This is a genomic window from Reyranella sp. (assembly GCF_004297405.1).
Taxonomy (GTDB): domain Bacteria; phylum Pseudomonadota; class Alphaproteobacteria; order Reyranellales; family Reyranellaceae; genus Reyranella.
In genome coordinates, this window is sequence record NZ_SCVC01000006.1 from 912,315 (window position 1) to 924,814 (window position 12,500).

Here is a 12,500-nt window from a genome sequence, read left to right on the forward strand (position 1 = left end):
GGGCGCCTCGGCTAGACGAGCCAGCCGTGGCCTGAGGCACTGGTGAAGTCGAGCTGGACGACCAGATCGTTGTAGTCGCGGTCGCCACCGCCGTAGGTGTCTTCCCAGCCCCAGGTGTTCAAGCCGTAGTTCCACAGGTGGCCAACATGGCCGCCGCTGGCATTGGCCTCGTTGGCCTCCGAGAACGCCCAGAACGACTCTCCCGAAGTGTCGTTCGTAAGGTGCATGGCGATGATGTTGCCCGCATCGACATTCGTCAGCATCGCCTGGCCGTAGTTGCCATAACCGGGCCCGGCGATTGACGTTCCGCCCACGCTCGTCGCGTAGGCCCGTCCGGCGGCCGCCTCGGCATAGCCCGCCTCTCCCGGCCGAAGGCTGCCGATGGTGCCGTTATGGTCGTCGACCTTGTAGAAGGTGATCGACAACGAATCCTCGCCGTTCTGCCGGATGCGCACCACGGCCTGCTGGTCGTTGGCGTTGCTCACCGTCTCGGCAACCGCCACCGCAGAGGCGACACGCACGACGGTGTTGCCGTCGTTGCCAACGAAATCGACGAAGCCGAAGTCGTTGGTCAGTGTTCCTTGCGGCGTGGTGGTCGAGGTGCCGTTGATCTCGACAGCGAAGCTGCCGTCGGCCGAGGCCGATGACTGCCCGACCCAGCCATGCGTTTGCTTGTCGAACAGACGCACGAGTTGCGGATCGAAGTCGGCCTGCAGCGACTGCTGCGCGAACTGACTTGTCCAGGCGAAGGCCGACGAGGTGCCGCTACCGAAGGTCAGGCTGTGCTCGCCGGCCGTCACGTCTATGGCTGCGTTCTTGCTTGACATCGACTGTACGAGCAGTGACTCGCTGACCGGCGTCGTCCAGGCGCCGGACTCGGTATTGTCGAGTACATCGGGCGTCGAGCTATAGGTGTACTGCTCGTGAGCAATCGTCGTCAGGGCACGCGCCAGCAGCGTACCGTTCGGGGTCCCGAGACCCGTCGTCAGGTCATAACCCGGCGCTGCCGAATAGCCGAAGCCGGTCAAGGTGATGGGCCACCCGCCGCTCGAATACTGGCCGTCATTGTCGTAGTAGAACGACGTGACGTTGTTGCCGAAGGTGATGTCGTTGAACGATGCCGGCGCGATCGCGGCTGCGGTGTAGAGAAGATCGTTCAGGTAGCCGAGGCTGGGCAGGTCCTGATCGCCGAAGATCGTGGTGATCTGCGCCGCCAGCGACGCCCAGAGCGGCGTGGCAGCACTCGTCCCGAGGTCTTCCCAGATGTCGCCGGGCTGCATCGTATCGCCGGGCGCGAGATAGAACATGTTGCCGCCGGCATTGGCCGCAACGTCCGGTGCCCCGCGACCGGTGCCGCCCGACGGGTTTGCCGAGGTCGGCGTGAGGCCGAATGCCGTCTGGTACCAGGGCGTCGGCTGCGTCGTGTCCACACCGCCATCGCTTCCAGCGGCAGCTTCCAGGCCGCCGTCCGGTCCGATGACGTTGTTCTTGCCGATGACGTAGCTGTTCCACACCGATTCGAGCAGGGTGGTTTGCGTCGCGTCGGTTCCGGAAACACCGCTCGGCAATTGCGTGAGGCCGCCTTCGATCAGCCGCCACAGCATCGACATGTGCCCTGCCATCGCCTGGCCATAGACCGACTGCGAAGGCGACGGCTCGTGCGCGACCGTCGGATCGTGAGGTGCTGCGGCTACCGTGGTGATGGAGGTGCCACCGACGAGGACGGCGTAAGGCGAACTCAGGTTGGCGTTCTGGTTGGCCAGGCCGTTGGAGAAACTGTAGCTCGAGCCCCAGTCGTTGTTGGCAATGAAGGTCGAGACGTTGCGCAAAGCCGCGTCGACGAAAAGCTCCCGGACCGCGAACGCGAAGGGCGAGTTCGGTGCCGATTGCGAAACAATGCTGAAGGACGAAGAGACGGCCGCCGGATTGTTGGTCTGGTCCCAGAACGACGACTGGTAGGCCGTGTAGGAGTTCGCGTAGGCTCCGCCCTCGGGCGCGAAGCCTGAGCCGGCGTAGAGACCGACCTTGCCGTAGGGATTGATGGCGGCGACGACGCCGAGATCAAGAGACCGTTCGCCGGGATTGGAGACGTCGGGGTTGCCCCAGCTATACTTCTCGCCGTTCTTCGCGACGACATAGAACTCACCGTCCGCGTCGATGCCTGCGCTCTCAAGGTAAGACTTCAGACCTTCCTGCAGGGTGTAGTCGGAGCCCGGCGGCAATGCCCCGCCAATACCGGGTTCGACCAGCGCGACGGTCGCGGTCGGCACGTTCTTTCCCGTCAGCGGGAAGTTGTAGAAATTCTCGGCGATCTCGTTGGGATACTGCGTCGACGGATTGTTCGACAGCGAGTTGCCAATGCTGAGCGCACCCTCTGGCGGTGACACCGACGCCTCTCCGGCAAGGTTCGAGGTCCCAGGCTCTGTTCCCCAGACCGGCGGCGCATCGAGCCACAGGCCCGCGACGTTCATGCCCTCGGGCAGCGAGAGGTGCCCCTCCCAGTAGAGCATGCCGCCCTGCTCGAGCGACGCTGTCTGATAGGGCGTCGTGCTGAACAGCGTCTGGAAGTTCTCCGGCGTCAGCGACACCCAGATCGTGCGCGACTCCTGCGAGGTGATGTAGCCGCCGGTGCCATTGGCATCGCCGACGATTGGGATGCCCATGTCGTTCAAGGCATTGGTGACGGCCGTGTAGTTGTCCGTCGTGGCACCGTAAGTCGACCACAGTGTGCCGTCGCTGTTGAGCTGCTCGAGCTGTTGTTGGCGTGTACCCCAGTCGCTGTTGAGCAGCGCCGTCGGATCGTTGGCCCGCTCCAGGACCAATGCGACGTTGATCGTGGCGGTGGCTGCGACGGGATCGCCAGAAAGGCCGTAGGCTTCCGCGACGCTGGTCGCGTTCGTCATTCCGTGGCTGGTCATGTCAAGAAAGGTCGAATTCGGAATGACGAAACTGGCCATGACTCACCTACTCTGAAAAACGCTTGGCTCCCCTTATCGCAAAGTTGAGCCCTGCGTCATGGCCAACATCATGCAGTGGCGATGAGGCTTGGACTGAAACTCCTGCTCAGGATTTTTCGGCCAGTTCGTGCAAGGCCTTCACCGTCTCGCGAAGGCCGCGCTGCAGGACCTTGTCGCGGCGCACGACGATGGCGAGCTTGCGGTAAAGTCTCGGCGACAGTCGGCGCACGACGAGCCGCGCGCGATCACCCGGCTCCTGCAGTGCCACCGCTGGCAGAATCGCACAGCCCAGCCCGACACCGACCAGCCGCTTGATCGCCTCGACACTGCCCAACGACATGCTGGGCCGGAGTTCGACGCCACCCTGGAAGAACCATTGATCCGTCACCAGTCGCGTCTGCCCGCCCGGCTCGAACATGATCACCGGCAAGCGGGCCATCACTTCCGGTGTGACACGTGCCGGCAGTTTCACGCCATCGCGCGACGTCACGGCCACGAACTCATCGTCCAGCACCGGCGTCACGTCGAGATTGCGGCCGCCGGCCGGCAGCGTCACCAGGGCAACGTCGAGGGCATTGTCCTGCACGGCCTTCACGACATCGGAGGTGTTGCCCGTAGCAATGGTGATTTCCAGCGACGGCAGGCGTTGGCGCAAACGGCGCAGCATCTGCGGCAGGCGGAAGATTGCGGCCGTTGCGCCCGTCCCCAGACGCACGCGGCCGACCTCGCCGCTCTTGTAATGGGCAAGCTGTTCCAGCGCCGCCGTCACCGCGCCATCGATGCGCGCGGCATGGTCGAGCAGTTCGAGGCCGGCTGCCGTCGGCGTGGCACGGCGGCCCAGCCGCTCGACCAGCGCCACCCCGAGCCGCTTCTCGAGCTGGGCAATCTGCTGGCTGATCGCCGGCTGCGTCAGGTTGAGCTGGTCGGCCGCCGCCGAGAAGGTGCCGAGCCGCGCCACTTCGGTGAAGGCCCTGACATGGTCGAGATTGAGGCCGCGCATCCAAAGAACTCCTTATGGATCGCATAAAATGACAAGATTTCCCTTATGGCACCAGCGGCAGCAGATTGGTCCCATGTCGCGTAGCTGTTCACTTGGAGACGTCATCGTGGAGATCGCTCGTTACATCGGCGGATCACCCTGGTCGCGCACCCGGCAGCGGGCGGCGCTCAGAAACCTCGACGACCGCTTGCTGGCCGATATCGGCCTCACGCGGGAGCAGGTGCTTTCAGGAGGCCCGATGATGAAAACGGCGGTGGTCGTGCGCGATGCGCGCGAAGCCGATATGACCTTTGTCCAGGAGATCTATGCCCATCACGTGCGGCATGGGCTGGCGAGCTTCGAGGAGACCGCTCCGACGGTGGCCGAGATGATCGGTCGGCGCGAGAGTGTCCTGAAGCTCGACCTGCCCTATCTCGTGGCCGAGATGGACGGCCGTATCGTGGGCTACAGCTACGCCTCGAGCTACCGCCCCCGCCCTGCCTATCGTCACACGATCGAGGACTCGGTCTATGTCCGCGACGGGTTGGCGGGCCACGGCATCGGCCGCGCCCTGCTCGCGATGCTGATCAAGCGCTGCGAGACCGGCCCCTGGTGCCAGATGCTGGCCGTCATTGGGGACAGCGACAACGCCGGCTCGATCGGCCTGCACGCCAGCCAGGGGTTTCGCCAGATCGGCACACTCGATGCCGTGGGCTTCAAGTTCGGGCGCTGGGTCGACTCGGTGCTGATGCAGCGGCCGCTGTGCGGCGGCAATGCGAGCCTGCCTACTCCGTGAAGGCTGCGAGGTTCGCCAGGCTCGATTCGATGCCGACGCGGTGATCGCTGTCCTTGATGCCCGAGGGCGCATTCTCGCAAAGCACGGTCACCATGGTTCCGGCAGCGACGGGCTCGAAGGTCGTGGTCAGACGCATCGTGCCCGTGAACGCGGGATCGTCGGACTCGAAGTCGATCTCTTCGACGATCCGCCGGTCGGGGTCCAACGTCGCGAAGCGTCCCTCGAAGCCGTCGGAATGCTCCGACGTCTTGCCCTGTGCTGAGTGGTCGGTAGCCGCATAGTCAAACGCCATGCGGTAGCCCCCACCTTCGCGAGCATCGAAGGCGAAGATGCGCGCCGTCATCCCCGTCGGCGGCCGCCACTTGGCGATCGCCCGGGGATCGAGGAACGCCTGATAGAGCGCCCGCGGCGATGCCTTGATCACCCGCGAGACAGAGAGCGTCATTTCTTCGGCGACCAGCCGTAGATCTTCTGCAGCGAGCCGCCCATCAGCACGGCACGGTCGCTGTCGGACAAGCGATCGGTGACGCGGAAGGAATCGACGCCCTCCTTGTAGGTGAGCAACGCCACCGCGCGCGTCCAGTCGGTGCCCCACATGCAGCGGTCGAGGCTGAAAGCATCGAAGATGCGGCCGAGCGGATCCCAGATGTCCTTGTACGGGAACTTCTCGTGGCTGAGCGTGCAGGCGCCGGTGATCTTGACCACGACATTGGGATGCGCGGCGAGCGCCAGCAGCTTCGGCAGCTCGTGCCACGGCTGGGGCGGTGCCGGTGGCGCGAAGGGCTGTTCCAGGCCGAGATGATCAATGACGAGCGTCGTGTTCGGGTTGCGCTTGGCAAGCTCCGCGACCTGCTCCAGACGGCCGCGCGCCATCAGGTTCACCGGCAGATCGTGCTTCGCCGCGGCCGCCAGCACGCGGTTGATGCCGGGATCGGCGGCATCGGTCGAGATTTCCGGCGTGAACATGATGCGGACGGCTACGGTGCCGTCCATCGCCGCCCAGGCCGCGATCGTGTCGGCGACCTTGGGGTCGTTGGCGTTCACCGGCTTGATGACGCCGAAGCGGCCGGGGTGAGCCTTCTGCACCGCGACGGCATAGCTCTCGTCCCAGCGATACATCGTATAGACCGAGACCAGCAGCGCACCGTCGACGCCGACCTCGTCCATCGCCTTGATCATGTCTTCTGCAGTGACCTCGGGCGGTCCCGCAAGCACTGCCGCCCAGGGCCGGCCCGGATGATTGCGTTCGTAGCAATGGACCTGAGCGTCGATCGTCGGCATGTGCGTCCTTCCCTCTTGCCCACCTGCTGGGCTCTTACCTCTTGTGAAGCGCGACGCTAAGTTGCCCCGCCCTGATGTTCAAGGGCGTGACGACATAGCAAGGTTGCAGAGACATGAGTGTAGAGACCGTGCGTGCGTTCTTCGCTGCACATGCCCCCGACATCGACATCGTCGAACTGGATGCCAGCACCGCCACGGTCGAGATGGCTGCCAAGGGTCACGGTGTGATGCCTGCGCAGATCGCCAAGACACTGTCGCTGCGCATCAAGGAGCGCACGTTGCTGATCGTCACCGCGGGCGATGCGCGATTGAACAACCGCAAGATCAAGGACGTGCTGGGCGGCAAGCCGCGCATGCTGGGTCAGGACGAGGTCGTGGCGCTGACCGGCCATCCGGTAGGCGGCGTCTGCCCGTTCGGACTCGCGACGCCGCTACCCGTCTATTGCGACGTCTCGCTCAAGGAATTCGACGAGGTCGTGCCGGCGGCCGGCTCTACCAACTCCGCCCTGCGGATCAGCCCCGAGCGCATGGCCACGCTGGTCAACGCCGAATGGGTCGATGTCTGCGATCGGGGCTGAAGCGCGTCAGCCCTTCGCCACCTTCTGCTCCTCCAGTCGGTCGGTGGCCGGTGGCGGAGTCCGCGACAGATCGGCGATCTCCCGATACAGCTCGGGCGTCATGTCGATCTTCACCGAGGCCAGCGAATCCTTGAGCTGGTCGAGGTTGCGCGCGCCCACGATCGGCGCCGTGATCGCCGGATGCGCACCGACCCAGGCGATGGCCGCGCTGACGGGATGCAGACCCTTCTCCTTGCAGAAGGCCACGTACTTTTCGGCGACCTCGAAAGCCCAAGCCTCGCCGTAGCGAGCCTCGTACATCTTATTGGTCTTGAGCCGGCCTGAAGCCTGCCCAAGATACTTGCCCGAGAGCAGCCCCGCCGCGGCCGGGCTGTAGGGAATGACACCGATGCCGTTGGCGGCCGCCATCGGCAGGATCTCGACCTCGGCCTGGCGCTTCACGAGATTGTACATCGGCTGAACGACTTGTAGGCGCGCCCAGTTGTGACGCTCTTGGATATCGACGGCGCGCTGCGTCTGCCAGGCCGACCAGTTGCTGACGGCGGGATAGATCACCTTGCCGGAGCGCACGAGGTCTTCGAGGGCGCGCATCATCTCGTCGATCGGCGTCACCGGATCGAAGCGATGCAGGAACAGCACGTCGATCCGATCGGTCTGCAGGCGCCTCAGGCTCGCCTCGACCGCCTGCACGACATGGCGGCGGTTGGCGCCACGCGCGTTGACGTCGGGCCCCGTGGCATTGAAGCATTTGGTTGTGATGACGAGATCGTCGCGATGATCCTTGGTCAGCCGACCCAGGATCTCCTCGGACTTGCCCTTGCTGTATTCGTTCGCCGTGTCGAAGAAGTTGATGCCGGCGTCACGGACCGCCTTGTACATCGAAGCGGAAGTGGCCTCGTCGGCGTCGCCGCCGAAGGACATGGTGCCAAAGCAGAGCTGGGAGACGGAGATGCCGGTGCGGCCGAGGAGTTTGGTCTTCATGAGGGAATGCTAGCACGAACCCGCTGGCGCAGGCCCAGCCCTCCAACGATCAACGCAAGCCCACCACCGATCAGGAATCCCGTGGAATAGCCGCCGGTCAGCGTGAGCGCGGCACTGAACAACAGCGGCAGGAGCAACGCTCCGGCGTCGCCGAATGCCAGCACCGCGCCGGTGGTGGCGCCGATGCGGCCGGGCGGCGAGAGCCGCGCCACCTCGGCCAGCAGGACGCCGTGCCAGCTCACGGCCGACACGCTGAGCAACGTGGCGATCACGGCGGCCACCCAGGTCGGCCAGGCGGGATCGATGGAAGCGGTGAGCGCCGCGGCCACCGCCATGCCGATTCCAAGAAACGCCAACAAGGTTGCGGGCTTCACGAAACGCGAAGCGAGCCAGCCCCACCCGATACGCGCTGGCACCGCAACGGCGACAGCGATGGCGAACACGAAGCCGGCGCGCTCCAGGTCGTAGCCGAGTCCCCGCACCAGATAGAGCACGAAGAAGCCCGTGAAGAGCGTCTGCAGGCCGACGAAACTGAACATTGCCAGGCAAAGCGCCCGCAGCGCCGGGTTGCGCAGCACGCCGGCAACATTGGCCCGGATATCGGCCGGCGATAGCGGCTGGTTGGGATTGCGGTCCGTATCGAAACGCCCCCGCAACGGCTGCAGCGCGATCACGGTCAGCGCGCAGATGCCGGCAACAACGAGAAGCGCCATACGCCAGCCGGCTTCGGTAGCCAGCACGGGCGCCACGACACCCGCCAGCATCAGTCCCACCGGAACGCCGGTCTGCTTGATCGAAAAGACGAGCGGCGCCAGGTGCTTCGGCGAGAGCCGGCCTAGCAGATGCGAACTGGACGGCGTCGACAGTGCCTGCCCCAGGCCCCCGATGAACGCACCGACGGCGAACAGGATCAGCCAGCCGGAAACCACGACGGCGAGGCCAACGCCCAACGCCAACATGCCGACCTGAGTCATGCGCAAGGCACCGTAGCGCAGGATGAAGCCACCGCATCCCATCGTGGTGAGAAAGGCCGCAACGGAGCCGATGGCGAGATAGACGCCGACCAGCGCCGGATCGACGTCGAGGTCTGCGACGATGGCGGCTGCGATCAGCGGCACGGTCGAGCGACCCATCGTTGCGAAGGTCTGCTGCACCGTCATCACGCCGAGGGCGAGGTAGAGGTTGGAGATCGCCGGGCTCCTGCTGCCATCTTCAGTTTCGCCCAGCATGACATGGCAACGCGGCGGGAGTCGCGCACTCTCCCCCGAGACGGTACGCTCTGCGACATGGACGGGGGAAAATACGATTTCATCGTCACGGGCGCGGGCTCGGCAGGCTGCGCCGTCGCCGGCAGGCTGAGCGAGGATGGCCGCTATTCGGTGCTCCTGCTCGAAGCAGGCCCGAGCGACACCTATCCGTGGATCCATGTGCCGCTCGGCTATCACAAGACCTTCAACAATCCGAAGGTCAACTGGATGTTCGACAGCGAGCCGGAACCCGAGCTCAACAACCGCGTGATGTACCAGCCGCGCGGCAAGGTGCTGGGCGGCACCAGCTCGATCAACGGCATGGTCTATATGCGCGGCAATGCCGCCGACTACGACGAGTGGCGCCAGCGCGGCTGCGAGGGCTGGGACTACGACTCCGTCCTGCCCTACTTCAAGCGCGCGGAGGACAATGAACGTGGCGCCGATGAATTCCACGGTACCGGCGGTCCGCTCAAGGTCCAGGACCACCGCTGGCAGCCGACACTCGCCAAGGCAATGCACGACGCCGCGGTCGAAGCCGGCATTCCGGCCAATGCCGATTTCAACGGCGCAACGCAGGAAGGCGTAGGCTACTACCAGACCACCATCAACAACGCGCGGCGCTGGTCGAGCGCGCGGGCCTATCTGCGCGACGCGAAGAAGCGCCGGAACCTCACCGTCGCGACCTCGGCTCATGCCACGAAGGTGCTGATCGAAAACGGCCGCGCCGTTGGCGTCGAATACAGGACGCCGGCTGGCCTGCAGACGGTGCGGGCGAAGCGCGAGGTGATCGTCTCCGGCGGCGTCTATGGCTCGCCGCAGCTCCTGATGCTCTCGGGCCTCGGCCCGGCCGAGCATCTCAAGCAACATGGTATCGGGGTCGTCAGAGATATGCCGGGTGTCGGCAGCCACCTGCACGATCACTTCAACACTTACATCGCCTACAAGTGCAGCCAGCCGGTCACGATGAACGACCTGGCGAACAGCCTGCCGCGCCGCCTCCTCGCCGGCGCGATGTACGCCCTCGGCCGCACCGGCCCGCTGGCCAGCATGGGCCTGTACGTTGGCGCGATGGTGCGCAGCGACAAGCGCCTGGAGCGGCCTGATCTGCAGATCAACATGTTCGCTTGGGCAATCAAGACGCGCGACCGCAACGGCGTGGTCGCCCAGCCCTTCTCCGCCTTTGGCTTGAGCCCGGTACACCTCAGGCCCGACGGCCGCGGCACGGTGCGGCTGAAGTCAGCCGATCCGATGGCCGCGCCCGAGATCAGGTTCAATTTCCTTCGAACCGCCAACGATTGGAGCGCCATGCTCCAGGGCATGCGCATCTGCCGCGAAATCAGCAAGCAGCCCGCGCTAAAGCCGTTCATCGTCGAAGAGATCATGCCCGGCCCCAGCGTCACCGAGGAGCCCGCACTACGCGACTACCTGCGCAGCACCGGCGTCTCCAACCTGCACCCCGTCGGCACCTGCCGCATGGGACGCGGCCCTGACGACGTGGTCGATCCGCAGCTCAAGGTCCACGGCGTCGCCGGGCTGCGCGTTGCCGACGCCTCGATCATGCCGAGCATCGTCGCCGGCAACACCAACGCTCCCTCGATCATGATCGGCGAGAAGTGCGCGGACATGGTGCGGATGGCGGCGGCCTGACGGCCGCCCGCCCCTATCCGTTCCTCTTGACCACCTTCGGATACATCACTGCGTCACCATGGGAGAACATGTGCGCCAGCTCCTCGTCGGTGATGTATTCCGGCGTCCGGCCGTTGGCCGCACACAGTTGCTCGACGATGATGTTGCGCTTGATCTCGCTCACCAGCACGCAGGTGCGATGGTAGGCCTCTGACACGCTGCGCCCGAGCACGGTGAAGCCGTGGCGCTTCATGATGATGCAGTTGGTGTCCTGGATGAACGTCTTGATCGGGCTGACGTCCTCCTCGACGTTGATGCTGGCCGGCAGATAGTGCGCCGGCTTCTGCATCAGGTAGCCGTAGGTCAGGCTGAACGAACGGATCTGGTCATAGCCGGCGGCCATGAAGGCGATCATCTCGTCGTGATGCAAGTGGATCACGGCGTTGACGTCCGGCCGCAGGCGCAGGATCTCGCGATTCATTTGATGGCCCACCGTCGTCGCCCGCTCGCCGCGCAGGATGCGGCCGTACGGGATGTCGGTGATCACCAGATCCTCTTCCTCCACCTCCTCAAGGCTGATGCCCTGGGGCTTGGCGTAGCAGACGCCATCGGCGTGATCGGGGTGAGCGACACGGATCACCATGCCGCCGACACTGCTGTTGACCAGCCCGCGCGCGGCCAGGCGATGGGCATAGGTGACGTAGCTCTTCGTCACCTTGGGATCGAACTGGACGTTGGGATCGGGCGTCAGTTCGTTGACCTTGAAGGCCGGGCTCGTGCTGCCATCCATGGTGTTGTCCTTTCTTATTCCGGCTTGATGCCGAGACGGTCTGCGAGCGCGCGCAGATCAGCGGTCTGCTTCGCCATCAGGCTCGCGAACTCCTGCGGCGTCGACATGACGGGCTCGACGTCCATCGCACGTAGCGCCGCGCGACCCGGATCGACGAGGAAGCCGTCGGCCAGCGCCTTCTGAATACGCAGCGCGATCTCCTGCGGCAGGCCGGCCGGCGCCACCACGCCATACCAGAAGACGTTGTCGAAGCCCTTCACGCCCAGGCTCTCGAAGGTCGGCACATCCGGCAGCATCGGCGACTTGCGCGTGACGGCAAAACCCGTCAACCGCCCCTCGCGCACCAGACCGGCCGAACCCGACGGGTTGTCGAGCATTACCGCGACGGTGCCGTTCATCAGGTCGGGATAGGCAACGCCCGAACCCTTGTAGGGTACGTCGATCATCTTCAACCCGGCGATCAGCTCGAACTGCTTCGTCAGCAGGTAGCCGAGGGTCGACGTACCGAGCGACGCGCAGGCGACCTTGCCGGGATTGGCCTTGGTGGCCGCGATGAAACCCGCGAGATCTTTCGATCCGGCTGCCGGTCCGCCGATCAGGATATAGGGCGTGGTGCCCAGCAAGGTGACGGCAGTAAACGACTTGACGGGATCGTACGGCAGGTCCTTGCGAAACACGGGCGCTGCGGCATGGCTGCTCGCGGTCGCGATGCCCAGCGTGTAGCCATCCGGTTCGGCCTTGGCGACGACATCGCTGCCGATCGTTCCGCCGGCACCGGGCTTGTTTTCGACAACGACGGGAACGCCCAGCACTTCCGAAAGACGCTGCATGGCCTTGCGCCCAATCGCATCGGTGCCACCACCCGGCGGCAGCGCCACGATGCAGCGGATGGGCCGGTTGGGCCAGGTCCCCTGAGCGCGGACAATAGCGGGAAAGGCCAAGCTGGCCGTGGCAGCTTTGAGAAGAGTACGGCGCGATGTTCCAGTCATGCCCCATTGTCGCGCCGAACGGACGACGCAACAAGACATGGGAGCCGCACGTCAAATCTTGATGTCGGCTTTCTTGATGATTTCGCCGAAGGATTGGGCTTCGCGGACGATGGTTTCGCGGAATGCCAGCGCTTCGAGGTAGCTCGGGTAGTTGCCGCTGGCGACCAGCTTCTCGTTGATGTCCGGCATGGCCGCAGCCTCACCGATCGCCCGGCTCATCTTGTTGACGATGGCAGGGTTAGTCCCTCGCGGCGCCAGGATGCCGTACCAGGC

The 12,500-nt window shown here is 65.0% G+C and carries 12 protein-coding genes; 3 read left to right on the top strand and 9 right to left on the bottom strand.

From position 1 onward, the window contains the following. Nucleotides 1–11 precede the first annotated feature (11 nt). Entirely contained in the window at nt 12–2,957 is a 2,946-nt protein-coding gene (locus EPO50_RS06910) for a DUF4114 domain-containing protein (protein WP_296342301.1), read from the bottom strand. Nucleotides 2,958–3,063: 106 nt separating this feature from the next. Next, a complete protein-coding gene (locus EPO50_RS06915) occupies nt 3,064–3,957 on the bottom strand; it encodes a LysR family transcriptional regulator (protein ID WP_296342303.1) in 894 nt (297 codons plus the stop codon). 106 nt (nt 3,958–4,063) lie between these two features. Here EPO50_RS06915 and EPO50_RS06925 point away from each other — a divergent pair, with 106 nt between their 5' ends. Further along, nucleotides 4,064–4,732, top strand: a complete 669-nt coding sequence (locus EPO50_RS06925) for a GNAT family N-acetyltransferase (protein WP_367268027.1) — start codon at nt 4,064–4,066, stop codon at nt 4,730–4,732. Here EPO50_RS06925 and EPO50_RS06930 read toward each other — a convergent pair. Together EPO50_RS06930 and EPO50_RS06935 are read right to left on the bottom strand one after the other, a co-directional pair. Continuing rightward, nucleotides 4,722–5,177: an SRPBCC domain-containing protein gene (locus EPO50_RS06930; RefSeq protein ID WP_296342304.1), complete on the bottom strand. Its 456-nt coding sequence runs from the start codon at nt 5,175–5,177 to the stop codon at nt 4,722–4,724. The two genes, EPO50_RS06925 and EPO50_RS06930, sit on opposite strands and share 11 nt — an antisense overlap. Continuing rightward, entirely contained in the window at nt 5,174–6,013 is an 840-nt protein-coding gene (locus EPO50_RS06935; protein ID WP_296342305.1) for an amidohydrolase, read from the bottom strand. The genes EPO50_RS06930 and EPO50_RS06935 overlap by 4 nt, the downstream gene beginning before the upstream one ends. Nucleotides 6,014–6,126: 113 nt before the next feature. Here EPO50_RS06935 and EPO50_RS06940 point away from each other — a divergent pair, with 113 nt between their 5' ends. After that, nucleotides 6,127–6,591: a YbaK/EbsC family protein gene (locus EPO50_RS06940; protein ID WP_296342307.1), complete on the top strand. Its 465-nt coding sequence runs from the start codon at nt 6,127–6,129 to the stop codon at nt 6,589–6,591. Nucleotides 6,592–6,597: 6 nt separating this feature from the next. On the opposite strand, the gene EPO50_RS06945 is transcribed toward EPO50_RS06940, so the two are convergent. Together EPO50_RS06945 and EPO50_RS06950 are read right to left on the bottom strand one after the other, a co-directional pair. Continuing rightward, nucleotides 6,598–7,572, bottom strand: coding sequence for an aldo/keto reductase (locus EPO50_RS06945; protein WP_296342309.1), 975 nt, complete (start codon nt 7,570–7,572; stop codon nt 6,598–6,600). Further along, the gene (locus tag EPO50_RS06950; RefSeq protein WP_296342310.1) at nt 7,569–8,801 is read right to left on the bottom strand and encodes an MFS transporter; all 1,233 of its coding nucleotides are present in this window, start codon (nt 8,799–8,801) and stop codon (nt 7,569–7,571) included. The genes EPO50_RS06945 and EPO50_RS06950 overlap by 4 nt, the downstream gene beginning before the upstream one ends. Before the next feature lie 57 nt (nt 8,802–8,858). Between EPO50_RS06950 and EPO50_RS06955 the strand changes: the two genes are divergently transcribed. Continuing rightward, nucleotides 8,859–10,469 carry a GMC family oxidoreductase gene (locus EPO50_RS06955; protein ID WP_296342312.1) on the top strand — a complete coding sequence of 537 codons (1,611 nt, stop codon included), beginning with the start codon at nt 8,859–8,861 and terminating at the stop codon, nt 10,467–10,469. Nucleotides 10,470–10,482: 13 nt separating this feature from the next. Here EPO50_RS06955 and EPO50_RS06960 read toward each other — a convergent pair whose 3' ends face one another. From EPO50_RS06960 to EPO50_RS06970, 3 genes are all read right to left on the bottom strand, one after another. Then, nucleotides 10,483–11,238, bottom strand: coding sequence for a class II aldolase/adducin family protein (locus tag EPO50_RS06960; RefSeq protein WP_296342314.1), 756 nt, complete (start codon nt 11,236–11,238; stop codon nt 10,483–10,485). Between the two features lie 14 nt (nt 11,239–11,252). Then, nucleotides 11,253–12,227 carry a tripartite tricarboxylate transporter substrate binding protein gene (locus tag EPO50_RS06965; RefSeq protein WP_296342316.1) on the bottom strand — a complete coding sequence of 325 codons (975 nt, stop codon included), beginning with the start codon at nt 12,225–12,227 and terminating at the stop codon, nt 11,253–11,255. 51 nt (nt 12,228–12,278) lie between these two features. Beyond that, on the bottom strand, nt 12,279–12,500 hold a 222-nt coding region (locus EPO50_RS06970; protein ID WP_296342318.1), incomplete at its 5' end, for a tripartite tricarboxylate transporter substrate-binding protein.